We start from the raw sequence: 24820 nt of genomic DNA on the forward strand, positions 1-24820 counted from the left end.
GGCTAATGTGACTGGCTGTAACCTGATACCCATTCCAGTATGCAGACCTGCCACTAACGGTAATCTTCTGGCCCAACGGGCAAAGCATTAACTCCAGCGCCAACATATCAAAGGCAATAACCCGCAACGGGTAATCACTGCGTTTATCGCTCGATGCAAGAATTGTCGCTACAGCCATCACCTTCCCTGTGCTGCTCTGTACCCGCTTAGGGGCTTTGGTTATATGCCCCGTCACGGTCGCTATAGGTTCAGTGCTCACAACTTACATCTGATCTTCGGTATAGATACCGGCTGAAATAATGGCACCGCCGATAATTCGCTCACCGTAACCAATCGGAATAGGGTTTCCCTGTGCAACTGTATTCACAGGCCCACCAAATGCATAGCTTGGGGTATTCTCTGCTGATTGCCTTGACGCAAGTCCGCCCTGTTGCGGTGATAACATTTGCACCACCCCGCCGAGCATCATTGACGCACCAGACATGACCAACGGAACGCCCATAGGGGTAGCCCAAAGTATCGCCCCAACAGCAACCAAAACAGCTCCGAGAATGGTTTGAAATATTCCCGCTTTTTTACTGCCAATAATCACAGGGATAATCCGAATCGGAGCCTTACCATCAAGATCTAGCTCATTCTCACCAATATTCCGTTTTCCATTAAAAACAGCAAATGTAAGCCCTCTTGATTCACTGTCTAATAGGAATTGCTTAAAACCTTTAATTTGTAATCTTAAGGCTTGTATTGCCTCTGCTGGGCTTGATACATCCCAGTTATATTCCCGTCCGAATTTCTTACCTAAAACACCACCTAACACAATTTGTCTTTTCATAACCAATCTCCAATTAAATACCGTCAAAGGCTTTAAGCCGCTGTTGCTGTTTTTCGCTCAAGGTGTACGCAAAGTCTTCATGTTCAATCTGGTAAGTGCCAAAGCTCATCAGGAAGGCAATAGCCGGGTCTATCTTGTTGGCGGCTTTCTTCTTGTTCGGCTTGATGTTGGCGTTGGCGTCGGTTTCCATCACAACGTTGCTCATCGCCCAAGCCAAGACCGGATCGCCGTTGTGCTGAATTACCTTGCGGTTAACGAATACCTCGGCAGACTTGGCTACCGGGCTAAATTTCATGTAGGTCTGCGGGAACGGCTCTACATCCAGACCGGCCCCTTGTAGCTGTGTTCTAAGATGGGTGGCGTTCCACGTATCGAACCCTACCAACTTGATACTGAACCGCTGGCTATCTGCCAGTACATCATCACGGATGCGGTCATAATCGATACAGTCGCCCGGTGTGGTGCGTATCCAGCCACTTTTAACCCATTGCCGATATATGGCCCGGTTCTTATTGGCGGCATTATTCAACTGGGCTTCGGGGATATAGTGGCGGGTAAGTAGCAATACACGGTTCTCAACCGGGAACGAGTAGCACACACTGGTAATATCGCTGGTTGATGACAGGTCTAACCCGGCGTAACACTCCAGACCGGTTAAATCATCCTCGCTGTAATCGGCTATACAGGCGTCCCATGCACCAGCTCCCATCCACGGCGTTTCGCCCTGACACCAGATATTAAAGCGCTTGGTCAGCATCTCAACCCATTGAGAGGGAATGCCCCGCGCCTTATTGATGGTGTCAGTCAGTGCCGTAACATCAACAGAAACACCCAGATTAGGGTTCGCTTTAATCCATTGTTCGGGCTGCTCAACTTCGCTTTCGTCGTCCAGCTCGTAGATCAAGGCAAACAACGATTCGTTTTGTTCTTCACTGGCCAATATCTGGCAGCAATAGTCATAATGTTGCTTACAGGCTGAAACCACGTTGCTACCCGCTGTGGTGATAGCAAAGAGTATCCCTTCTGGCCGGGCACCCATTCCCAACTCAAGCGCCGAATAAACGGCGTTATCCGGGTGAAGATGGTACTCATCCACCACCGCCAGACTGGGGTTCGTCCCTTCAATGGTCGAGGCTTTGGAGGCCAGTGGCTTTAACAGGCTGTTGGTTTTGGCATAAATCAGTTTGTGCTGCTGAATAGTGAGACGCTTTCTCAAGGGCTTTGAGATAAGGCTCATCTGACGGGCATCATCAAATACGATACGGGCCTGATCACGACTCACGGCGGCGGTATAGATATCTTGCTGGCCCGGCTCCATCACCAGAAACCAGTTAGCCAGAATAGCCGCTACCGTTGACTTGGCATTCTTGCGAGGTACCTGAATGTAAGCACTGCGGTACTTTCTGCGGCCTGTAGCTGCCACCTTGAACCCCAACAAACAGGCAAAGGCAAACTGTTGCCACGGCTCCAGCACGATAGGCTGACCCCGTAGAGGGCCTTTTACGTGAGGGCAGAGGTGAGAGAAGGCAATAAAGCGCTCTACAGTGGCCCCATCGAACGTATAAAGCGGGTTATTCAGGTCATTAAAGTACCGCTCAACGGCCTGTTTTAGCCGCATACAGGCCGGGATTTTGCCGCTTTGTACCTCCAGCGCGTACCGGTTATAGGCTGTCAAGGGCGTCTGCCTCATCAACTTCCACCGGATTACGGCGGCGAGATACTGGATCAAAGCCCATAAGCGAGGACATTTTTATCATAATTTTCTCAGCGTCAGACTTGGCTTTCAACGCAGGGTTCGTGGTGGTCGCACCGCGAGAACCTTCAACCGAGAAACCCCGCGCCGCAAGGTCTGCCACGGCTCTGCGGTACATCGAGTAGTTGAGGCAATACAATTCAAGGTTACGCCAGTCCGCATCAATCAGATCGCCGCGCTCCATCAACTGCTTTGCCCTTGCCTTCCACTCTGCGGTAGCAATCTCATCTAAATAAGTGGGGGCTTTGGGTGGTCTAGCCATAAATTGCTGTTTCCTGTGCCTTTACTGCTACGAAAAAAAGTGCCGCGCGTAAAAATTTGAGGAGGCGGGTGGTGCCAGCGGTCTTGGGCTTTGTCCTCAAACCTCCCCCACCCCTTGCCCTGCGCCTCGTCACCGGTTTCGGAACGCATCCATTAACTCACGGTCACGCTTCGTCATACGCTTGCCTGTGGCTTGCTTAGACGCCTTGCTATGGCTCTGTATAAAACCCTCGCGACTACGCTGTAACTCGTTGATTAATCGCTGCATCTCTTCTTCACGCATTTTTGTTGTACTCATGTATCCAATCATTGCGGTGCTTGGCGGCCTCCTCTTGCTCATGGAACTTACCCGCTTTGCGCTGCTGCTTTGTCACAGGGTCTTGCGTAGTGGTCTTACGACTGTGGCAACTGACACACAAACCTTGATGATTACTCTCCGGCCAGAACAAAACATCTTCACCACCATCAATCGGGATAATGTGATCTACTATCTTGGCGGGGGTATAGATGCCTTGCTTCTCACAGCGGACACAAAGCGGGTGAGCCTTGAGATACATCAGGCGGTACTTATCCCATCTGGGCGTATAGCCACGTTCACGACGAGAACCACGTTGCGAATCCTGTTGCACTCTGGCTTCACGTTTATGCTCAACACAACGGCCAGCTTTCACACGTATGCGGCATCCGGGATAACTACAACGTTTCAATGGATGGACTGGCATCAGTACACCCCCGGATCGCGATAAGTACTCCACAATGCAGAAATGGTCAGTGGCACCTCTTTAGCCTCAACCTCACTGACCATCGTCCGGCCGTCATACAATTGAGATACATACATCAGGCACCCCACACGAATAGCAGGATTGAACTCCAGACCGGCATCAAACCGTTTACCGATATGCTGCTGACAGACCTCCAGCGCGGCATCGATATAAATCTGAATAAGTGAATCTTCATAATCACCATCAACACGACAATGTAGCTTTGCCTCATCCAGCGTTATCATTGGCTCACACCTCCCTTACACAGCAGCTCTAACCGGGTGGCTTTCTCATCGGGTATCACTGCGGTAATGTCATAATTCATGGGCTTGCCACCCCTGACGGTAAAGCGAATGCGGTTCGCTGAACTCACGCCAGCCCGGTAACGCATCCAGATCCGAATAGTGATTTCTGACATTTCCGCACCAGAGGCAATCAGCTCACGGCCACTAATTGCCTTCACTTCGGCCCAGACTGTAGCGACATCGTTCCATTGCTTTAATGGCTGGCCGGACGGTAGCTGAGTCGTGGTAAACGTCTGTATCGTCACTTTGTGTCGTAAGCCGCCAGCTCTCATAGGTCGTCCTTAGCATCGTCGGATTTCACCTGTACTGTCTGTTTCCATGCCTGACTGAATTCCTCACCACCGGCATACGCTGGCATCCCCTCACGCTCACGCGCTTCATTCGGAGACATCACGCCTGATTTAATGGCGGTTTCGTAACTGCGGAAACGTTCTTGAGGATTGGCCCGTAGCAAGTCGGCAGTGTCAAACTCCACCTGATAGCGAACCTGAACCGGGTGACTGGCCACCAGAAGAGAGGCTTTAACCTGTTGCTCAAAATTTGTTAGCCAGGGGCGCAAGGTCTGAGACAGAAAAGCGCGACTCGCCTCGCTGAAATTGCTGTAGGTGCTGTTGGAGTACTCTTGCAGGAATATCGGGCTGATATTGAATATCCGGGCGATGTCTTCAATGGTGAAGCGACGAGAGGCCAACCACTCAGCATCCTGATTGCTCATGCCTAACTGCTCGTACTTCATGCCGCCTTCGATAATCGGCGTTTTACCGGCATTGCGTGCGCCTTTGTAACGCTCCAATGCTTCCAGTGCCTTAGCGCCTTTTGGCCCGTCTAACCAGTCACCGGTTGTCAATACGCCGGACGCCATCAGGCCGTTATTCATCACCGACGAGCCATGACGTTGTTGAGCCAGTCCAAGCCCAACTGTTTCACGACAGACAGTGATCGGCGAACGCCCAAGGAAACCATCTTCAGTAGCATGTCGCAGGTGCAAGATTTCTTCCTGAAGGTACGTTTTTACCGTGCCGTCCGGGTGTGTAATGGTGTAGGCGAATCGGTGATTGCTCAGGCGTTTGGGTACCACGGCGCGAGGTGGGTAAGAATGCAGTGATTGCGGTTTACCATCCTTGCCCCATTCGATAACTGCATAAGCGTTACCATTGAGCAGACAATGACGCATCATCGTGCGCTTGAACTGGTAAGGGGTCTGGCAGTCATTCGGGTATTCATTCAGCAAGTAATCAACTGGATGCTCCGATAACCATTCTCTTTTCTCATTCTGAACCCGGTACAGGTAACACGGCATCGAGGCCACGGCTTCACTGATAACGGTCACAGCATTCATAACAGCCGGCAGAGATTCAGCAGTAGCAGCAGACACATGTTCACCGGCCCCCGTATTGGGGATGCCAGCCAGCGCCATAAACTCATCAATGGTCATTGAACGGCTTTCGGTCTTGCGTTTGAACGGCCACATATCACAACCCCGCCAGATAAGCCCAATGGGAACGCAGAGACAGATCCACCAGCTCCGGGTGTTGAGCTAACAGTGAGCGCTTGGCAATCTGAACATCCGTTTCACGGTAGGCCGGTAAGCTGGTCACGGTGATTTCCCGTAGTTCAGCCGCCAACACAGTACGGACATAGGGCTGTTTGGTACTGTCCCACTGGTCTTTTAATGCCCTAAATCCAAAGCTCATCCCTGATATATCGCCACGCTCAACCATGGTCAGCACATCACGGCCTAACTGGGTATCGGGTGGGGTTAGCTCAAAACGCAGACCGGTAGCGTCTTCACTTAACACTAGGGTATTTGACTGGGTGCGACCTAACAGCGCGGTATAGTCATGCTCAAACAAAGCGCGAACATCGGTACCGGCGGCAAGACTGGCTTTAAAGGCATTGGGCGCGAACTGCTCGACAAACTCATCCCACAGCACCTCTGAGCGGCTATTCCATTTCACGGCATAGCCCACTAACTTTTTATCGCTAGTGGATAAGCTGGCGGTGCGGATCTCAAAATCGGTGTCTTTCATTGGTAAACTCCCTGACAAGAAAGGGGCCGTAGCCCCCGACTGGATTACTTGGCCGCGGCCTTGATTTCCAGAACCTTGATCGCGTTGGAGTCCACCAACCCACCGCCCAGATACTTATCAGTGTGAACCTTATAGAAGCCCGGTTCGGTGATATTGTCAGGACGGGTGCGGGTGCCTGTTTCATGATCGACGATGAAATAGCCGCGCTTGAAGTCACCTACAGCAATAACCGGCTTACCCGGTTCAGCATCGGGCATATTTTCCAAATAGCGCACTGGATGGCCCAGCAACATATCCGGATCGCCAGCTTGCAGACGGTCACGCCAGATATAATCACCATTACCGTTTTTCAGCTTTTGCAACATGGCGGCACTGTTGGAGTTCATCACCCAAACAGCATTTTTGCGGTAGCGGCGGCGCAGCTTGAAGACCAAATCAATTAATTCATCAGCGGTAGGCGCATCACCGGCAGCAACCATTTTTTCCAGCGTTCCGAATGGGCGAGTACGGTCACCGGTTGCAGCACGAGGGTAAGACAGGAAGCCTTTAGCCTTTTTGGTACCATCACCATTAACTAAGTCGGTTTCTTCGGTCTCAATAAAGGTGTCGCTGATTTCTTCGGTCAACCAGCCCAAGATATCCACATCACTAAAATCAAGGATTTCCTGCGTGGTTTTCGGGTAAGCATAGATTGGGTTCAGCTTGATACTGACCTCTTCCAGCTTAGGCGTCGCGGTTTCGGTACGGGCTTCACCTTCTACGCCTCGACCTACCGCCGCGCCGCCCACGGACACAAGTTTTTTATACTCGTTGGATTTGGTGGTTTTGACGGTGCAAATTTGGCGCATTTCTGACTCATCAGCCAACATGCGCATAATTTCACTGTCCAGCTCAGGGATAACTGAATAGCCGCCACTCTCATTCACGGTGGTAGACAACATACGGGTTTCGCCGGTCATGATGTAATGGCGTAACTCGTCATTGGTCACTTTCTTACCATCGCCTACAGGCTTGGCTTTACCGCCCTGAGTGCGTTCTTCATCAGCAAGGGATTCATAACGGATGATATCAGTAACCAGAGCATCTGCCTGAGCACGGATTTCATCAAACTGGGTGGCTTCTTCGGGGGTAAGGCTGCGTTTTTCATCTTCGGCCTTGGTCAGCAGTGAGCGCATTTGAGTGGCTAACTCGGCTTTCTTCTGGCGTAACTCTAACAATTTTTTCATAGTGGTTTCCGTAAGTGTGAATACAGACGGGAAACCAACTTAAAAGGTAAAGCCGTTTAACAGAATTCCAGTGCGGAAAGGTGGGCGCTAAACGGCTAAAGTGACGGCTCCCGTCGGAGTGTCACTGACCAATATATGACTGAAAATAATAAAGAAAACCCCTCAAATATCGAGGGGTAAACACGAGTAAGCATGAGAACAAAACATTTACAAAACTATTTATTACTCCTTAATATTCCAAGGCGCGTTTTCCATTATTGACGCCAGATATTCAAGGTGTGAATTCATTCGACGTAACTCAATAAGTTTGAGTGCTTCGATAGTATCCTCATACCTGACGCCTGATTGACACATGGCGTCACGATCAGACTTTAGGTTGTTGGTTTCAAGTTTGCTTAATGACATATTTATTCCTCATTTACTGGATAATAAGCAGATGAACTCGGCTCGCTACTAGGCTTGAATTTAGCATCTGGCAGATATCGGATTCCAGCATCACCAGTGATATAAGGAACAATGGCACCCTCACCACCATCCACCATTGGGAATAGCCCCTCAAAATCTATATAAGTAGTTACATACTCCGAACCATTATTTAGGATTCTACAATTTGCCCATGCAACAATAGGCTGGAACCATGTATTACCTTCCTCGTCCTGACATTCAAGCCACCAGCCAGCAATCGAAGGTGTAATACTTTTGATTTTATACTCATCATCCACGCTCAGTACTCCTCAAGTTTTGATAGTTTTATATAAATACACGAAAAGTAGTTGTACCAGTTGTACCAGTTGTACCAAAAACAGATAACCTAATGTTAATTAACAAATTGACGTAAATTCTCTGGTACAACTACCCCCCTATTTTGGTACAACTCGATATGAGTCTGGTACAACTGTGCAAACTGACTATCCCACCTTCACTACCCTTGCATGGTTGTACCAAAAACCCCTTTAGTTGTACCAAAATGGCCTTGAGTTGTACCAGACTTGTACCAGAACTTAATTACAAACCACTTATAAAACAGATGTATATAATTAAAAACCCTTCTCTGGTACAACTGGTACAACGTATTTTCATTCTCTTATTGAGTTATTCTTCATCTGACAGTTGGACAATCAGGTAAGTCCGCTGCTTTATTCCGCCAAGGTGCTTAAGGCGTGGGGTGAATGTCTGATAACCATTCACATTGGCTGGTTTCTTTAGTCTGCCGGACTCATGAAGCGTTTTTGCAAACTGTGCCGAATCAAACCCCTTTGCCATTTCACCCTTGAATGTTGCGGGCAGGACATAGAACGTCACAGGGTCGCCGTAACTTTTGCTTTCCCGGTATCCTGCCAAATCACGAATAGGGAGGCTTTCCGGGTCGTAGGGCAGTGGCGCGAACCGGCTCATACCGTAGGCACTCAAAAATGCCTCTGCCTGTTCAATAATTTGTTCTATCTCTTTGTTGCCTGTGCCGAAAGCTGCCACCCATTCGTTAAACACATGCTGTAACGCATCACGGCACCCTTGTTCACTCCAACCGGTAACAGCCTTGCCCAGTACGAGTGAAGCCTCGATAACGGCAAAGCGATCAATAACCCGCTGTACCTGCTCACCGTAACTGCTTGGAATCAGTGCCCGCCATCGGGCTTTTGCCATTGCATAGACGGCTATAGCGTCCTGTGTATGCTCGGACAGGTAAGCAATCCACGCCCGACCTGCTGTGCCGTGGTTATGCTGCCATGCGTCCTTAAGGGCGTCGGCATGGGCCTTGCCATCTGGGTGGCCGTGAAGTTCCGTTGGTCGAGATACCGGAATATTGAGCAACCGCACCAGTTGCCCGGCGTTAACCTTGATACCTGCCCCTTTAAGGTAGGTTTCAATATCGCGCTCACCGGTACTGATAACGGCCGTTTTCCAGTATTTCAGCGCCCGGTTCCCGCCATCTTTATCACCTTGCAGCTTACCCTTGCCGTTAAACAGTGTGTAGGCCGATGTGTAAACGTGACGAGGGTTCGCGCCCTGATCCACTTCATCAAGCGCCATGAGTCCGTGATTATGCGCTTCCGCTTCGTTAGCAATACCCAGAGACGTCCCATACCACGTAAGGCGCTGGCGCTCTGGCTCACCATACAAACTTGATGCTAAATCTTCGGCTGTTGTCTTACCTGCGGTAGATTGGGCGTAGAGGTGGATGCCGAACCCGTCAGCGCCCACCAGTGGCAACATGGGCGCAGCCAGCGCAACCCCTACGGCCAACATTTGAAACGGATTACCGGCTGCCAGTCGCGCCACATTATCGCGCCAGCTTTCCGCCGTTCCTGCCACGCTGTAAGCCTCTGCTGCGGCTGTTCCACCGTTAAACATGATAGGTTGCTCTGGTTCACCGATGATAGAACCATCAGGCATGATATAAGCGCCCATATGCCAGCCAGAGCGAGGTGTTATACTCCACATCTCATCATCGGCGCTGCGTTGTAACCAGTCCCCTAAAGTAGCCCGTAAAGCCGGTTTTGTGGTGACATCTACACCCCCACCTTTCAGAATGCGCCAGCCCTCACGCTCACCAATATCCGCCTTTCGAATCGCTTTTGTGACAGGTAACTTCTGGCCCGATGCTTTCCAGCACAAAATCAAATATTGCTCACGATCTTCCTGACCCTTGCCGATAACTTCAAGCGGCGAACATAACCAGCTTTCATTGTTGATGATTTCGCCACTGTCTTTATCCACCTTTGGCGTGATCCAGAAAATGCCATCTTTTCGGCTGAGAACATGCGGTGCGAGCGGATCACGTTCTTCTTGGCCTTTTTTGCCGCCCTCTATCGCCGTGAGTTGAACGGACATGCTCGCCCCCTTTGGTTGATACAGTGATTCAGTAAAAGCGCGCGTAGTGGCCTCTGTGCCGTTTTGTTGGCGGTAGTCGTCCCAGTCGGCTTTATGGTGAGTCGGTGGCGTGGCTACCCAGCCAGAAACGGAAATGGCGGCTTTTTCAGCGGAGATAACACCAATATTCAGTTTGAGTTTACCTTTTTCGTCACATTCTCCCGATTCGTGCCAGTCGTTATCTGCGGCAATGATGATTTTTGCCAGTGGCCACCGTTCACGGCAGACCTTCGCGACGTGAATTAGGTTGCCTTCGTCCAGTGCGGCCAGTACCACCCCATCATCCAGTAACGAAACGGTAACGCCGGTTGCGTAACCCTCGGCGATCAGCACCGTTACAGGCTGTTCGTCCTCTGTTGGTGACTGGAGCCTTACCGGAATAAATGAACCTTTTTTCGCGGTACCCGCTAATAACCGTTTCGAGCCGTCAGGGTTAATCACCTGTGCGCCGGTGGTGGTGCCGTCCATTGCTTGCAGTATCAGCAACAGAGAGCCGTCACTGAGTAAGGCATTGGAGGGGCTTGGAAGGCCCTTATTGTGTAGGTACTGAGATTCACCCGATACTGTTTTAGCCACCAGCACCGCCACCTTGTCAGCTATAGCGATGTTGGGTTGAGGCTTCTCTCTGGCTGGCTTCGGCTCTGGCAAGGGCAGCGCCATTACACCCGCGACCATTTCTGCCGCTGAACGGGCGTCACACTGGTTAACCTTCATCACTAAATCCAACCCGGTACCCGCGCCACAGTGTGAGCAATAGTAGGTTCCGCGCCCCTCCCGATCATCAAATCGATAGCGGGTTTTACCGCCACAGCTTGGACACTCACCCTCGCTACGATTGGTTGGAATATCCAGACGTTGTAAAATAGCTTCCCAGTGGCCTTTGGCTTTGCTGCGAACGTCATTAACGAATGTCATTTTTGTACAGCCTCCCGTTCGAGCAAATGAACCGCCACAGGCCCGGCGAGATCCAGTGCTAACCCGATTAACTCCTTTTCGTCAGTAATATCTAAATCAACATCGGATTCAAACATCAGCAGCAAGAGCGCATTTAATTGACCTGCTTTATGCGTGGCAATATCCAGAGGTACGGGTTCTTTAGGCCGCAGTTCACGCATAGTTCACCCCCTTGATATTTTTCGCCGCTTTTGCTGCATGTTGTTGTGCAAATTCAAGAAGTTCATAACCAATATCTTCACCTTCTGGTTCGCCTATCAATAATTGAGCAACTTCCAGCATACGAGAGAGGCTAAACAACACATCGGATACTTCGCATGGGGTTAACTTATCCATGATTAGCCTCCAGAACAGCGCTGAGTGAATGATTAACCTCACTATTGATGTCACAAGCTATACATATAAGGTCGAGTAGTTGCTTCGAACATTCATCACTCGCTTTATCCAAAATGGTTTCATAAAGCGAACAGGCTAAACCGGTGCGATAGAGCGCTAAATCTAATGGGATAGGCTTACGCATGGATCACCTCCGGCAGGCGACCAGCAAAGGAAAGTACGAACTGACCGGACAGAGAGCGGCGGGCTTCTTGTTCAGAATGGGCGGTTACAGATTCACGGTGCGGCTTGGCGTTCAGGTCAGAACGGTGCACGGCGAGAAAGAGAAATTTAAAGCGAGTTGGGGTATGATTTAACATAGCTGCCTCGATATCTAATCTATCGTTGGTGGTTAAACGCCTCAGTAGTGTTCTAGCACTCTGGGGCGTTGCCTTTTGGTATGCACTTGTCATACACTTGACTACCAACCAAACATAGTTAGGTGTCAACCAAATGTCAACCATAGAAATAAAAGGTAAAGGTAATAAACAAATTGCTTTGCGTGTAGAACCTGCGTTGGAGGATGGTATCAAGCAAGCTTTGGCACAAGATGGAGATGCATCTGTTTCTGCTTGGATAAAGCGCATTATCCGAAAAGAGTTACAATCTCGCGGTATCGAGCAAAAAGGCTGAGTATTCAAAGGAGGTTTTACTATGGAAATACCAACTAAAGGGCAATCAGTAATAATCGTAATATTTGTAATATTGCTGTATTGGTTTACGAAAGGGCTGCTCTCAGGTGATATTAAAGTAAACCACGATCCAAATTCGAGTGATAAAGTTAACACCTCATTCAGTTTAAAATAAAAGCCAAAAGGCTGACCTACGAAAGTTTCGCAGGTACTAACATGCTGTTCTGCAAGATGTTGATTTTCCTCATGACTCAGATTTGAGTAATCATTTAGCATGTGTGGGTTTTGCGAATAGTTTCTAACTAGCTGCAAATCCTGCCGCGCTGCAAGATGTTGATTTAACTCATGATGGAAAAAACCATAACCACAAAGGGCGGTATTCTCAGTACCTCCCTTTTCTTTGCCTGTAACCTGCTGATTTTCGTTGTTACATCCGTTTCGAATGACTACCGAACCTAAGCAATGTTTATGTTCAGCCGAACCCGAATACTGTTCGTCTTTGTTTACTCGACTCCCTGCGCGGCAGGTTTGTGCAAGAATCAATGAGTTAGCTAATTCCATTTCAGCACAATTAAGTTTAATCAACAGGTTACGGTGTGCCGGTAAACTCGGTGAATTGCGGTGTTTAGTATGCGACTCGCTCAAAGATAGTCGGTTCAGGATGCCAGCCAAGGGAAAGGCTTTACTCTGGCTGGCTACTGGAGTTGTAAGCATCATGCCACTACCTCCACACGCAGACCTTTAGCTGTGTAGCCCTGAACCTGCTTACCATTCACACGAACCCGCTTTTTAGTCAGTAAACGGATGTGGTCGCCATACACATGAAGTAATTTCCCATCTAAAGCGACCTCGTTATAACCATATCGAGGCTTGTGTGACACCTGCACAAATGGGCCGCAAGCCTTGCTATTAGCGGGAACTGCTGGACATACCCCCTTATCATTGCCAGTTACACGATACAGCCAGAAACTCTCCTTCTTCCCTGTCAGCTTTCGCGTACGAACCGGCACATAGCCAGCTTTGCGCATGGCAATACTAAACGCTGAATCATCCGGGTAATACTGGCGACGAATAATAGCAGGTACTGAAATAGCGAAACTTTGCTTAGTCCAATACTCTGTCCACTGACTAACAAACTCGATAGGCAAGCCATTAACGTTAATACCGCTGAGTACGATTTTAGGCTGAGTTTGGGTACTGCCAGATAAGGCAGTTACTTTCTTAGATACCATTTTTATTGCTCCAATAAGTTCATTATTTAGAGCCGCCGCGACAGCATTTCAGATACTGCTATTTACTTTGTGCAATTGCTCGCAAGTTAATTTCTTTTCGCTGATCAGGCGATCTTGCGTGAGTTTGCATTGACACTCTGTTAGGCCAATTTGCGACCACATGGAGTATTAACGTTATTTACAGCCGGGGGATTGCGAACCCAGCAAAGTAAGTCACTGAGCAACCATGCACATGAGTTGCGGCCAAGAGGCTTACGGGCAGGGAAACGGCCTTCGTTCTCAAGAAGCCATGCAGTTGAGCGGGAAATAGAAGTAATGCGCTGACGTTCCTTTTCACGCACGAGGCGATCATTAGGTTCGGCATATTCGGCAAGAACAACACGGCGCTGTTCTGGGGTAGGGTTAAATTGATTGGTAGTCATGCTGCCTCCACTGCTTCTAAGTTTGTGGAGGCTATTTTGTCTGCATTAAAAAGCGTTAGCATTATGCAAAAATAACTTTTATTTCTCGCTTAATAAATTTACATAAAAAAGATTAAGAGATTTCTCTTTTGAATTTCTCTATAGAAGAAAAGTTAAAAATTTTATCTAAAAATGGTTTAATCGTCTGTGCTATATTAATTGAGTCATATTCACCATCAGGGAATAAAGTAACCGCTAGAACTCCATTCGTTATGCTATTATTTGTTTTTTCAGACCATGCCAACAAGTCGAATAATGGAATTATTTTATAGTCTAATATTTTTGCCCTTGAAACGGCCCATGATGAATTAACCGGTTCCTCACTAACAAGCACCCCCATCTCCTTTCGCCACTCAGGGATAAGCCTACTTAAACTATCTATTATTAATTTATCATCCAACTCAAGATCTATTTCTACGTAAATTGACCCATCATTATCTAATATTTCTTGAGGGATAGTATTTATATGTCTTTGTTTCATCCAGAATTTAGAAAAAAAACTCAATTCACTATTATTATCAATAGAATCTGAAAACTCTTTGCATCTTTTATATAAATGAAAAGCAGTGACTAACTCCATTGGTCTAACACCAACATATGAAGATAATCTTGGGCCTAACAATTCTGATTCTACTTTCATTTTATGGTCTTTTAAAGTGTGTAATGCATTCGGTTCTAAAATCACAGGCTCCATCAGAATATTGTTTATATCTTCAATATCATACATTTCATAATCTGATTTAATATCCAGCCGCTTAACTAATTGCTGTAGTAAAGATTCATCGTCTAATACTGAGAAGGCTTTATATTTATCAGCATCAAAATAGCTTGGCAACTGACTTTTTTTGTTAATTCTCATTTTTCACCAACCTTTAAAATAACAACGTTTTCATGATTACCGGCTAGCACATCCAGCCGTTCTATCCACTTGTTCAGAGCGTCCAGTTTCTCAGGCAAATACTGACTGCGGTTGTACACTGCCATAACGCCGGGCAGAGCATGACCAAGTAGTAGCTCCACGATATGCGGAGGTATACCCATATCATTCATACCTGTTGATAGCGTTCTGCGTAAATCGTGGAGTGTCCATAATTCACTATGCCCCAATCTTTTCCAAATACCCCGTCCAGTTTGGCTAACAGCAGATGAATCTTTTTCTTCACCTAATAAATAACCGCTCTTTTTATTCTGCTCTTTAAGGTTTTCTAACCATCCGTATATTGCGTCTGGTATTGGTCTTATTATTTTGTCTCCCGTTTTACTATGTTCTTTCGGGACAATCCATAATCTGGAATCAAAATCCCATTCATTCCAAGTAGAAAGACGAACTTCATGAGTACGAGCACCAAATACCACCAGCAATCGAACTAAATTTCGATAATATGGCAACATGTTATTTTCTTCGGTAGCAAGCCATACATCACGTAATTCTTTATCAGAAAGCACTCTTGAGCGTTTACTCTGCCTTTTCCCGACATCAGGTATAGATAACCAATCAAGGGCGTCACAGATTGCGTAGCGCCTCACTCGGCAATATTTCAATGCTTGTTTACACATCTGCAATACATAACCGGCTGCAACTGGTGAGTTTTTTTTCATGCGGTCAAAGCATTGCAACCAATATCTAGTTTCACAATCTGACAGCGCCATATGGCCTATGTAGGGGTAAATATGCTTATTAAGCTGGGCTTTATGTCTCTCCACATTCGCCCTATGTTCTGTAGCATATTCAATAACCCAATAATCCAGAGCCTCTTTTACCGTTACCGGCTTTAAAGACTCAGTAAGAGTAAGGTTTAACTGATGCTTAGGATCTTTCCCTGATGCCAGCCAAGAACGACATTTATCCCGTAATTCTCTGGCTTGTTTCAAAGTCACATCAGGATATCGACCAAGGGTAACCCTATGCAATTTAGCGCCACCGCCAGTAATTCGATAAGTGTATGTCCAGCTAATCCCACCAGTAGTGGAAACCCGGATGCTCAATCCTGCCCCATCAGCAAAAAACTCATATTTCGCCCTGGTAGTTCCAAGCAGATTTTTAAGTTTTTTATCTGTTAGCTTGTTCAGTTCACCGGCCATGACAACCCCATTTCTGTTATACAAATTGTTATACACTATTTGTCGCAAGAACCCAAAAGCAGTGAATAACATAAAAACAGAAATCAACGTAACCAATTGAACTTAAATATAAAAAATGCATTAACACGAATGAGTAAAAAAGCACAAAAACCATATATGCCATTCTACGGCATGAACTGATACTAGTCAGTTAAGTTGTTGTTTAAAAAGGCGTACTCCACACGGAGCGCGCCTTTTTTATTACGCAATCTCTACCCGATTGCGCCCTTGCTGTTTCGCTCGATATAGGGCTTCATCTGCCAGTTTGAGCGAATCTTCCAGCACACCCTCGCCATTCCAGTACGCCACGCCTAGCGAAATCGTAATGGGACGAATGTCCGATATCACCATCTTTTCTACATTTTGACGCAGCCGGTTAGCGACCTGTGTGGCCACATCCAACGTAGTACCCGGTAGCAACATCAGGAACTCCTCCCCTCCGCTACGACACAAGATATCCGTGTCACGGGAGCTATCGCGGATTTGGACTGCCAATTGCTTAATAACCTCATCACCAACGTCGTGGCCGTAAGCGTCATTAATCGACTTAAAGTGGTCAATATCCAGTGCAATAACCGAAAAATGCTGCCCAAGTTGTGAGATAGGCTCGAGGGTGATGGCCAATCCACGCCGGTTAAACAGGCCAGTCATGGGATCAGTTTGTGCCTCAAACTTCAATTTACCGATTTTCTTTTGCAACAAACTGATGCCAATCAATAGCGCCCGTTTGAGTTGGGTCGATTCGAAATACCAGGAAGGAATTTCCTTGATGCTGCTGGCAATATCGGGCTTATCCATATGGTTGGCACTGCCGGCGAGCAACCACAGCGGGCGGGCAATTAACCGGGATAACAGCCAAACACCCAGCAAAGTGAGTAGCGCCAATGGCGTGATATGACCAAGCCCTTTTAGCATTAAACCTTCCAGTGGCTTCAACGTTGACGCTTCGGGCCGTAAGGTAATGATTTCCCAACCGGAGGGTTCGACAATGGCATAGCCCGCCAGCATCGATTCGCCGCTAGTATTGGTAACCATCAAGCTGCCGTTAGTGGCGGTTTTTATCGCTTCCGTGATGGGCTTAGGTTCAAGTATTTCCCCGATACGGCTGGTATCTTGGTGATAAAGGATGCGCCGATCGCTGTCGAGCACCACGATATAGGAGCCATCACGATAATAATGCTCACCCAATAGCTCATTTAAAATACTTTGCTTGCGCAGGTAAATAGTACCGCCGATATAACCGCGATAACGTCCATCCGGCGTAAAGATGGGGGTCGAGATATTGATAACCAGATTATTTGCTGCCGATACATAAGGCTTACTAATTACCGGGCGACGTAGTTTTAACGCCTCCACTGACCCTGGTGATGTCAATACGTGACCTAATAACTGGAGATTGTCCGGGGATGTTGCGCGGATAACACCATGTGCATCCGTTATTACCACCGAGTTAAAACTATCGGTTTGGTATTTTAGCCGTGCGGTTTCCGCTTGCAGCACCTCATGATCATCAAAATTCTTGGCGACAATCATACTGCTGTAATGCAGTTGCTTTTGCGCGCTTCTCAGGAAAATATCCGTACTGGATGCCAGTTTAGTCGCATAAACACGGTTGGCTTCGAGTGTGTTATCAATCAGTAGCTGCCGCTGTACCCGATAACTGGCATAGAAACTGTTCGCAAGCGTCACAAAAGCGCTCATTACAGCTAGAATAAGGATTAGTCGACCTAAGTCGAGGCGGAAAATTTTGGCAGCAAGAATAGAGCGTAGCAAGACAGCCTTCCTGAGTCGATAAATGACTATGTTTAGCATGACGGTAACATGAAAATAAGGCGAGAATCCGCCTATATGTACACTGCTATCATATTTATCTCCTCAGATTAAGAGTTCTCACGCTATAGTCATTGTTAACAATTATCTATACTCAAAGTAATTGCCGTTACAGTGAGGTAACAAGCGCATCTCGTTGAGCTTATCAAGGTTCAGAGTGAAAACAGCTAACACTGCTGCAACGTCAAGTAGGAAGGGTATTGCTGACGAAGTCTGATTTGTACCGATAATAGGGGTTTGATTATGAATAAGCTGGTCATTGCCGTAGCACTTACAGCGACAGTATTAAGTGGATGTGCCAACAACAGAACTGCGTCTGGTGATACTTTCACCGCCTCTCAGGCACGACAAGTACAGACCGTAACCTACGGCACCGTTATCTCTGCACGGCCAGTCACCATTCAGGGCGGCAGTGAAAATAATGTGGCCGGTGCCATTGGCGGTGCTGTAGTCGGGGGCTTCTTGGGTAACACTATAGGTGGTGGCCGTGGTAATAGCCTGGCAACGGCAGGTGGTGCGGTAGCCGGTGGTATGGCAGGTCAAGGCGTGCAAAGCGCCATGAACCGTAGTGAAGGTGTACAACTGGAAATTCGCCGGGATGATGGCAGCAGTATCGTCGTCGTACAGGCACAAGGGCCAACGCGTTTCAGTGCGGGTCAACGCGTCATGATTGCCAGTGATCGTAGCGGCACAGTAACAGTTTCTCCTCGCTAAATTAATCAGCCGGGGGGATCCCCCTCCGGCTATTAGCGCATTAACACAAAAAATACCCCACAATTTAGCAACAACTTTTATCGGTGTAATAGGCTGTTTAGTAACATAAAAGGCATTACCTCTCGCCCCCTCCCAGATGAAAAAACTATTGATACTGATTATGATAGTCAAATATTGTGTTGCCACGAGGAATGTGTTGTGGTTAAATAGCCTCATCGGTTTGGAACACAGACCTTATGAAAGCAGTTTTAGTAAAGCAGTCCTCAGTTCAAGCGTTATCCATAGATATCCCTTCTCCGTGAGTCTCCTCCTAAGTGCCCAAATAAGTAATCCGCTGAAAAACAGACCACGTTCGCCGCACTATTGTGGCAAAAAATAATTGAAGGAAGTATCCCTATGTCTAATAAAATGACTGGTTTAGTAAAATGGTTTGACGCTGGTAAAGGTTTTGGTTTTATCACTCCTGCTGATGGTAGCAAAGATGTATTCGTACACTTCTCTGCCATCCAGAGCAATGATTTCAAAACGTTAGATGAAGGTCAAAAAGTTGAGTTCTCTATTGAGAACGGCGCTAAAGGCCCATCAGCGGTAAACGTAGTCGCTCTGTAATACAGCGTGATTAGGGGAGCAGGTTGCCGATAGCGATGACGGCCAGACCCGAGCAGTGTAACCCGCTCTCCAAATAAAGTAATAAGCAGTACCCGGTTGACAGTAACATTTATGCAAGCAGTTTTAGTAAAGCAGTTCTCCGTATTAGCGTTATCAGACAGATACCTCTTCTTCGCGAAATTCCTTCTAAGTGCCCCATAAGTTGTACCCAAGCCTATCCGTTCGCCTATGGCGGCAATCAAAAATAATTGAAGGAAGTATCTCTATGTCTAATAAAATGACTGGTTTAGTAAAATGGTTTAACGCTGATAAAGGTTTTGGTTTTATCTCTCCTGCTGATGGTAGCAAAGATGTGTTCGTTCACTTCTCTGCCATCCAGAGTAATGATTTTAAAACCTTAGATGAAGGTCAAAAAGTTGAGTTCTCTATTGAGAACGGTGCTAAAGGCCCAGCAGCGGCAAATGTTATTGCGCTGTAACAGCCAATAATAGATACCAAAACTATTGGAATAACGTACGATAGATGAAGGTGATAGCTCTGAGCCGTTACGTTATTCTGAATAAAAAGAACCCGCCTTGGTGCGGGTTTTTTTGTTGCCAAAAATAGGGCTACACTCAGAATAATATTCAATTGCCAGTAGGCAAAAAGTAATAAATCCAATAAGCAACGTTTATACATTAATCTTTACCAATAGATTTAATCTGTCCAACTTTCCTCTACTCAGGCTGCCCCTGGCTTTACCCTCTCGTCTATTAATGCAAAATTACGTTGTTTTAACAGATAAAATCCCGCGTAGGATAATTAATAAAGTAGAGTAACCGCTAAATTTCTTCTGAATTGTTCGCGCCAGAATAATATATATCTCCCGCTATGCATCCTCATCCCGAACAATATAAGAATGACTTTGATCAAAATGACTAGGTTATTTTGTCTATACTCTAAATAATTCAATTTGCAGGAAGGCGGTAACGAAGTGAACCTAATAAGTTTAGATAACTCAATGACTTGGATTAATGATGGCAGCCAACGCACATGCAGTTTGAAGTATGACGGATATATACAGTTATTTCATATAACCATCGCCTTAATCATCTCATTATTACCGCTTTTTCACTGGCGATGATTAACACTGCACATAAAATAGCATCAGGGTAAATAATCATGTCGATATTCAAAACACGTATAGGAAGGATGTTACTTATCCTATTTATTGGGATAGGTATCTGGTTTAGCCCAGTCCCGGAATCGGTTGATCCGCGCGCCTGGCACCTGATGGCGGTTTTTGCAGCGACGGTTATCGGCCTGATCCTGTCGCCATATCCGTTAGGAGCAATGGCGATATTCAGCCTGACAGTCGTCGCGGCTACAGGTTTGTTGAGCATCAAAGAAGTGTTAGCTGGTTTTGCTGACCCGACAATCTGGATGATAGCTTGCGCCTTCTTTATCTCACGCGGTTTTATTAAAACAGGTTTTGGCCGCCGGGTCGGTTATCTGTTTATCAGTAAGTTGGGCCACAGCTCGCTAGGTCTGGCTTATGGTTTGGTTCTAACCGATTTGCTATTCGCACCGGCGATGCCGTCTACCTCCGCCCGATGTGGTGGCATCATTACGCCGCTGTTCCGCTCAATTTCTGAAGCCTATGAATCGACACCAGAACGCGGTACCGAGCGCAAAATCGGGGCATTTCTGGTGCAATGTATCTTCCAGTGTAATGCCATTACCTGTGCGATGTTCCTGACCTCAATGGCCGGTAATCCAATGATTGGCAAACTGGCCGGTGAAATGGGGATTACCATTACCTGGACCAGTTGGGCATTGGCCGCCATCGTCCCTGGTTTAATCTCTTTGGCAGTAATCCCGTTGTTGCTGTATCGCTTCTATCCGCCAGAAATAAAGAAAACCCCGGAAATGCGCGCCCTGGCAATGGTGAAATTGAAAGAAATGGGGCCAATGAGCCGCAATGAATGGATTGTATTATCTGTTTTCGTCGGGCTGGTGACGCTGTGGGTATGTGGCGCAGCACTGAATATTGATGCCACCATGACCGCCTTTATTGGACTGGCAATTCTATTACTGAGTGGCGCACTGACTTGGGATGATGTGATTGCCGAGAAAGAAGCCTGGCATACGGTGATTTGGTTTGCGGTTCTGCTAACTCTCGCCAGCCAACTGAATAAGCTGGGCTTTATTACCTGGTTTGGCTCATCAATTGCCGGTTCAGTGCAGGGGATGAACTGGGTGCCAATGATGGGAATCCTGCTGCTGGCGTACTATTACAGCCACTATATGATGGCCAGCGCCATCGCCCATATCAGTGCCATGTATGCCATTTTTGTCTCCATTGCTATTGCAGCAGGTGCTCCGCCAATGCTGACAGTATTGGTATTCGGTATGTTCAGTAACCTGTATATGGCAACTACCCACTACTCTGGCGGCCCGGCCCCTATCCTGTTTGGTTGTAACTTTATCCCACTGGCGACCTGGTGGAAGATTGGTTTCCTGATAAGTCTGGTGGTTATCCCTATCTGGCTGATTATCGGTAGCGCCTGGTGGAAAGTGCTGGGTTTCTGGTAATACATTGAAATATTCAGAATAAAAAACACCGCGTGATGACACTGGTGCGGTGTTTTTTATCGGTTAATTACTGCTGTTTACGTAATTCGATACCCACATCTCCGCCAGGGTGCACCGCCAGTAGGGCCTGTTTGGTAAAACCTCTGCGTGCCATCAGGCAGGCGCAGATAGCATCAAACAGGGCTAATACCAGAACAATAGATGTGGTTGCTAACATATTCAGCGGGTCTATCTCTTGCTTCACATGCGTTTTCAGCACCAAGGCAGATACCTGCGCGATAGCCGACTGCTCGTTTTCCGTTACACTGATAATCTGCACTTGCTTGCGTTGCAGCGTTGGCAGCAACCGGGTCAGCTCATCGGAATTCCCACCACGAGAGATCAAAATGATGATGTCCTGTGACCCGAGGAAACCCAAATCGCCGTGCGCAGCATCCGTAGCATTCAGGTAAATCGCCGGTTGCTCTACGCAAGCCAGCATATGAGCAACCTTTCGTGCGGCAATACCTGATGTGCCCACCCCAGTTACCGCGATTTTGCCACGGCACCCAGCCAACATCTCCAGCACCTGCAACCACACTTGCGGATCGACATTATCCTTTAACGCCGCCAACTCGCGGCTATAAGTCATCCATGCGTCACTGGCTATCTGCCATTCATCACTCTGGCTCATCCTTCCTCCTGCATCAGTTCCTGATAGCGCATATGGTCGTGATACATCTGGTGGAACACGCGGTATTTGCGGTCGTAATAGGCTTTGATTTTGTTAGTTTGCGGTGTGACCGTTTTACCAATGCGGCTCATGGCAGCCATCGCCTCCGGCAGCGACTCAAACACACCTGCTGCGACCGTGCCCATCATGGCACTGCCGAGCAACATGGCTTCACTCTCTTCCGGCAGTAACATGGCGCAACCCGTCGCATTAGCGTGTTCTTGTACAAAGATCGGGTTTTTAGTCCCGCCGCCACTGGCCATCATAGTGTCAATGCAATAGCCGTTCTTATTCATGGTTTCGATGATATGCCGTGTTCCCAGCGCCAGCGCCTGAATGGTTGCCAAATAGCGCAACGCCATATCTTCAAAGGTGGTAGACAGTTTCAAACCAGTAATAATGCCCGTCAGATTCGGATTCGCGCGCGGTGAACGGTTACCGTGGAAGTACGGCAAAATGTGAATATCTTTGGTGAGGAAGGCGATATTCTCCGGTTCACCGGCAAGCTGGCGCAGAATATGATTTAGCGCCTCGTAAATAGTCTCACCTTTGCTTTTGGCCTGTGCCAACAGCTGTGGGTAACACGGATGTGTTTGAATAATATGGTCAATTAATGCTCCCGTCGCCGACTGCCCGCCCTCATTTAGCCAGTACTCCGGTAAAATAGCCGAATAATAGGGTCCCCAGATGCCGCCAATAAAATGCGCGGAACGGGACATCGCCATATGTGCCGTTGAGGTGCCACCAATCAGCGCAATGCGCCGATCAAAATTGGCATTTTCGCCAGTCACACCACTGGCACCGAGGATGCCAATGGTACCAGCATGGGCATCAATAATAGAGACACTGACCGCAGTGCCAGGGATCAACCCCATTTCTGATGCCGCGCGTTGGCTGAGCCCACGACCCAACGGCTCGCCCATTGGTTTAACGCTAGCGCCGATTTTCGCCGCATTGTTGTCCAGCAAATCAGCCAGCCCGACCAATTTGAAATAGGACGGGTCCCAGCGATCCTCATGGCCCAGATAGGTCCATTTACATACCGTGGAACAGAGCGAGCGAGTTTCATCTTTGGTCGCCCGCCAGGTGAGAAAATCCGGTAAATCAAACAGATGACCGACATTACTCCACGTGGTTGGCATATGCTGTTTCAACCACAGCAGTTTTGGGGTTTGCATTTCAGGTGAAATCACGCCGCCAACAAACTCCAATACCGGGTGTTTGGTGGCATTAATTCTTTCTGCCTGGGTAATGGCACGATGATCCATCCAGACAATTACATTCTGTTCGCTGCGCCCCGACGGGCTAACGGTCAACGGATTGCCTTCTTTATCCAGCACCACCAGCGAACAGGTGGCATCGAACCCCAGCCCTTTCACTTGGATCGGGTTGATATCAGCCTGATTCACCGCATCTCGTACCGCATTACACACCGCCTGCCAGATATTATCGGAAGACTGCTCAACAAAATCCGCCTTGGGCTTAAACATGGTAATTTCACGGCTGGCCTGCCCGACCATGCGGCCCTGCAAATCGAATACTCCGGCCCTTGCGCTGCCGGTCCCTACATCTACGCCGATAAAGTAACTTGCCATTGTTGTATCCCTCAATTCTTAAGCCTTACGATTCTGTAATGCGATAAAGAGGATCAGCACCCCCCCCCATAACGCCATGGTCAGGTAGCTACTCACCCCCAGCAAATTCAGGCCACTTTCCAATAGTTGCAGTACCACCAGCGCCAGGATCAAGCCGATGATGCGACCAAAGCCGCCATCCGGGTTAATGCCACCCAATACCGATGCCAGAATGGTGACTAATAGATAGGATTCGCCGTAACCGGCTTTGGCCGAGTTAAATTTCGCCATCATCAGGATAGCCGCCCCCCATCCTAATATGGCTGACAGGATATAGACCGCGACCTGTACCCGATGGGTATTCACGCCACTAAAACGGCTGGCCTGCTCATTGGAGCCGACCAGATAGATGCTGCGCCCCAAGGTCGTGTGTTCCAAAAGTACCCACAACCCAGCGGAGACCAGCAAGAACAAGATCATCGCGACCGGAATACCGGCGATATCACCACTGCCAATGTATTGAATCACCGGTGGGAAATCAGAGATCACGTCACCGTTGGACAATAAAATATTCAGGCCGGTAATCAATGTCATGGTGCCCAACGTCGCCAGAATTGGCGACACCCCGACCACTGAAATCAGTAAGCCATTCAACGCACCAATCACCACCGCCACCAGCAAGCCAGCAACTAATGCCAGTAGCAGAAACAGCGGCTGATCAGGGTGGCTGACAATGATGGCAGCCATGACTAATGAGCAAGCGTTCGCTCCGGCAATAATGGATAAGTTAATACCGCCGGTCAGCATGGTCAGCCCCATCCCCAGCGCCAGCATGCCTAAAATCGGCAACTGCGAGGAAATAGACTGGAAGTTACCCAAGCTGAAGAAGCGTTGTCCCAAGGTCAATGAGAAGGCCAACATCACTGCCACCAGAATCAATAATTGCAGGCGGATAATGCGGTCATCAGGAATAATTCGGTTTAGCCAGGTCAT

At 47.9% G+C, this 24820-nt stretch carries 29 protein-coding genes; 4 read left to right on the top strand and 25 right to left on the bottom strand.

From position 1 onward, the window contains the following. From V1956_RS00005 to V1956_RS00110, 22 genes are all read right to left on the bottom strand, one after another. On the bottom strand, positions 1-259 hold a 259-nt coding region (locus V1956_RS00005; protein ID WP_442824705.1), incomplete at its 3' end, for a hypothetical protein. A 3-nt stretch (positions 260-262) separates the two neighbouring features. Further along, entirely contained in the window at positions 263-832 is a 570-nt protein-coding gene (locus V1956_RS00010; protein ID WP_046694469.1) for a tail assembly protein, read from the bottom strand. Between the two features lie 13 nt (positions 833-845). Next, on the bottom strand, positions 846-2507 hold the full coding sequence (locus V1956_RS00015) for a terminase large subunit (protein WP_442825767.1): 1662 nt from the start codon (positions 2505-2507) through the stop codon (positions 846-848). Continuing rightward, positions 2494-2847, bottom strand: a complete 354-nt coding sequence (locus V1956_RS00020; RefSeq protein WP_050321885.1) for a phage terminase small subunit P27 family — start codon at positions 2845-2847, stop codon at positions 2494-2496. The genes V1956_RS00015 and V1956_RS00020 overlap by 14 nt, the downstream gene beginning before the upstream one ends. Before the next feature lie 129 nt (positions 2848-2976). Then, positions 2977-3144, bottom strand: coding sequence for a hypothetical protein (locus V1956_RS00025; protein ID WP_442824706.1), 168 nt, complete (start codon positions 3142-3144; stop codon positions 2977-2979). After that, on the bottom strand, positions 3122-3568 hold the full coding sequence (locus V1956_RS00030; RefSeq protein ID WP_226715783.1) for an HNH endonuclease: 447 nt from the start codon (positions 3566-3568) through the stop codon (positions 3122-3124). Before V1956_RS00030 ends, V1956_RS00025 begins: the two co-directional genes overlap by 23 nt. After that, positions 3568-3852, bottom strand: coding sequence for a head-tail connector protein (locus tag V1956_RS00035; RefSeq protein ID WP_025376817.1), 285 nt, complete (start codon positions 3850-3852; stop codon positions 3568-3570). The genes V1956_RS00030 and V1956_RS00035 overlap by 1 nt, the downstream gene beginning before the upstream one ends. Further along, entirely contained in the window at positions 3849-4184 is a 336-nt protein-coding gene (locus V1956_RS00040) for a phage head closure protein (RefSeq protein WP_442824707.1), read from the bottom strand. Before V1956_RS00040 ends, V1956_RS00035 begins: the two co-directional genes overlap by 4 nt. Further along, positions 4181-5383 (bottom strand): phage portal protein, encoded by a 1203-nt coding sequence (locus V1956_RS00045; protein WP_226715781.1) that lies wholly within the window; start codon positions 5381-5383, stop codon positions 4181-4183. Before V1956_RS00045 ends, V1956_RS00040 begins: the two co-directional genes overlap by 4 nt. 1 nt (position 5384) lies before the next feature. Further along, complete coding sequence (locus V1956_RS00050) at positions 5385-5942, bottom strand: HK97 family phage prohead protease (protein ID WP_048618033.1); 558 nt, start codon at positions 5940-5942, stop codon at positions 5385-5387. A gap of 44 nt (positions 5943-5986) precedes the next feature. Next, a complete protein-coding gene (locus V1956_RS00055; RefSeq protein WP_442824708.1) occupies positions 5987-7168 on the bottom strand; it encodes a phage major capsid protein in 1182 nt (393 codons plus the stop codon). A 407-nt stretch (positions 7169-7575) separates the two neighbouring features. Then, positions 7576-7890, bottom strand: a complete 315-nt coding sequence (locus V1956_RS00060; protein WP_442824709.1) for a hypothetical protein — start codon at positions 7888-7890, stop codon at positions 7576-7578. A 370-nt stretch (positions 7891-8260) separates the two neighbouring features. Beyond that, the gene (locus V1956_RS00065; protein WP_442824710.1) at positions 8261-10954 is read right to left on the bottom strand and encodes a DUF927 domain-containing protein; all 2694 of its coding nucleotides are present in this window, start codon (positions 10952-10954) and stop codon (positions 8261-8263) included. Then, positions 10951-11154, bottom strand: coding sequence for a hypothetical protein (locus tag V1956_RS00070; protein ID WP_050078201.1), 204 nt, complete (start codon positions 11152-11154; stop codon positions 10951-10953). Before V1956_RS00070 ends, V1956_RS00065 begins: the two co-directional genes overlap by 4 nt. Next, positions 11147-11329, bottom strand: coding sequence for a hypothetical protein (locus V1956_RS00075; RefSeq protein WP_049604556.1), 183 nt, complete (start codon positions 11327-11329; stop codon positions 11147-11149). Before V1956_RS00075 ends, V1956_RS00070 begins: the two co-directional genes overlap by 8 nt. Beyond that, positions 11322-11513 (bottom strand): hypothetical protein, encoded by a 192-nt coding sequence (locus tag V1956_RS00080; RefSeq protein ID WP_046694456.1) that lies wholly within the window; start codon positions 11511-11513, stop codon positions 11322-11324. The genes V1956_RS00075 and V1956_RS00080 overlap by 8 nt, the downstream gene beginning before the upstream one ends. After that, positions 11506-12717, bottom strand: coding sequence for a host cell division inhibitor Icd-like protein (locus tag V1956_RS00085; RefSeq protein ID WP_442824711.1), 1212 nt, complete (start codon positions 12715-12717; stop codon positions 11506-11508). The genes V1956_RS00080 and V1956_RS00085 overlap by 8 nt, the downstream gene beginning before the upstream one ends. Beyond that, positions 12714-13232 carry a hypothetical protein gene (locus V1956_RS00090; protein ID WP_442824712.1) on the bottom strand — a complete coding sequence of 173 codons (519 nt, stop codon included), beginning with the start codon at positions 13230-13232 and terminating at the stop codon, positions 12714-12716. The genes V1956_RS00085 and V1956_RS00090 overlap by 4 nt, the downstream gene beginning before the upstream one ends. A 140-nt stretch (positions 13233-13372) precedes the next feature. Beyond that, complete coding sequence (locus V1956_RS00095; protein WP_427259495.1) at positions 13373-13654, bottom strand: helix-turn-helix transcriptional regulator; 282 nt, start codon at positions 13652-13654, stop codon at positions 13373-13375. A gap of 112 nt (positions 13655-13766) precedes the next feature. Continuing rightward, positions 13767-14552 (bottom strand): DUF6387 family protein, encoded by a 786-nt coding sequence (locus V1956_RS00100; RefSeq protein WP_087770046.1) that lies wholly within the window; start codon positions 14550-14552, stop codon positions 13767-13769. After that, positions 14549-15775 carry a tyrosine-type recombinase/integrase gene (locus tag V1956_RS00105; RefSeq protein WP_087770045.1) on the bottom strand — a complete coding sequence of 409 codons (1227 nt, stop codon included), beginning with the start codon at positions 15773-15775 and terminating at the stop codon, positions 14549-14551. Before V1956_RS00105 ends, V1956_RS00100 begins: the two co-directional genes overlap by 4 nt. A 240-nt stretch (positions 15776-16015) precedes the next feature. Then, the gene (locus tag V1956_RS00110; RefSeq protein ID WP_442825768.1) at positions 16016-17575 is read right to left on the bottom strand and encodes a sensor domain-containing diguanylate cyclase; all 1560 of its coding nucleotides are present in this window, start codon (positions 17573-17575) and stop codon (positions 16016-16018) included. Positions 17576-17887: 312 nt separating this feature from the next. Between V1956_RS00110 and V1956_RS00115 the strand changes: the two genes are divergently transcribed. The 4 genes from V1956_RS00115 (at position 17888) to V1956_RS00130 (ending at position 21541) form a co-directional block, all read left to right on the top strand. Next, positions 17888-18358, top strand: coding sequence for a glycine zipper 2TM domain-containing protein (locus tag V1956_RS00115; protein WP_083162175.1), 471 nt, complete (start codon positions 17888-17890; stop codon positions 18356-18358). Between the two features lie 396 nt (positions 18359-18754). Further along, positions 18755-18967, top strand: coding sequence for a transcription antiterminator/RNA stability regulator CspE (cspE, locus tag V1956_RS00120; RefSeq protein WP_005163090.1), 213 nt, complete (start codon positions 18755-18757; stop codon positions 18965-18967). Positions 18968-19232: 265 nt separating this feature from the next. Further along, on the top strand, positions 19233-19445 hold the full coding sequence (cspG, locus tag V1956_RS00125; protein ID WP_032907660.1) for a cold shock protein CspG: 213 nt from the start codon (positions 19233-19235) through the stop codon (positions 19443-19445). 683 nt (positions 19446-20128) lie between these two features. Next, a complete protein-coding gene (locus V1956_RS00130) occupies positions 20129-21541 on the top strand; it encodes an anion permease (protein ID WP_042568990.1) in 1413 nt (470 codons plus the stop codon). Positions 21542-21608: 67 nt separating this feature from the next. On the opposite strand, the gene V1956_RS00135 is transcribed toward V1956_RS00130, so the two are convergent. The 3 genes from V1956_RS00135 to V1956_RS00145 are packed head-to-tail and all read right to left on the bottom strand — an operon-like array spanning position 21609 to position 24820. Further along, the gene (locus V1956_RS00135) at positions 21609-22214 is read right to left on the bottom strand and encodes a KpsF/GutQ family sugar-phosphate isomerase (protein ID WP_083162165.1); all 606 of its coding nucleotides are present in this window, start codon (positions 22212-22214) and stop codon (positions 21609-21611) included. After that, positions 22211-23848: an FGGY-family carbohydrate kinase gene (locus V1956_RS00140; RefSeq protein WP_372560385.1), complete on the bottom strand. Its 1638-nt coding sequence runs from the start codon at positions 23846-23848 to the stop codon at positions 22211-22213. The genes V1956_RS00135 and V1956_RS00140 overlap by 4 nt, the downstream gene beginning before the upstream one ends. Positions 23849-23866: 18 nt before the next feature. Beyond that, positions 23867-24820 carry an ABC transporter permease gene (locus V1956_RS00145; protein ID WP_420071531.1) on the bottom strand — a complete coding sequence of 318 codons (954 nt, stop codon included), beginning with the start codon at positions 24818-24820 and terminating at the stop codon, positions 23867-23869.

It is taken from the genome of Yersinia sp. 2540 StPb PI (genome assembly GCF_052217165.1).
In the GTDB taxonomy this organism is placed as follows: Bacteria; Pseudomonadota; Gammaproteobacteria; order Enterobacterales; family Enterobacteriaceae; genus Yersinia; species Yersinia enterocolitica_E.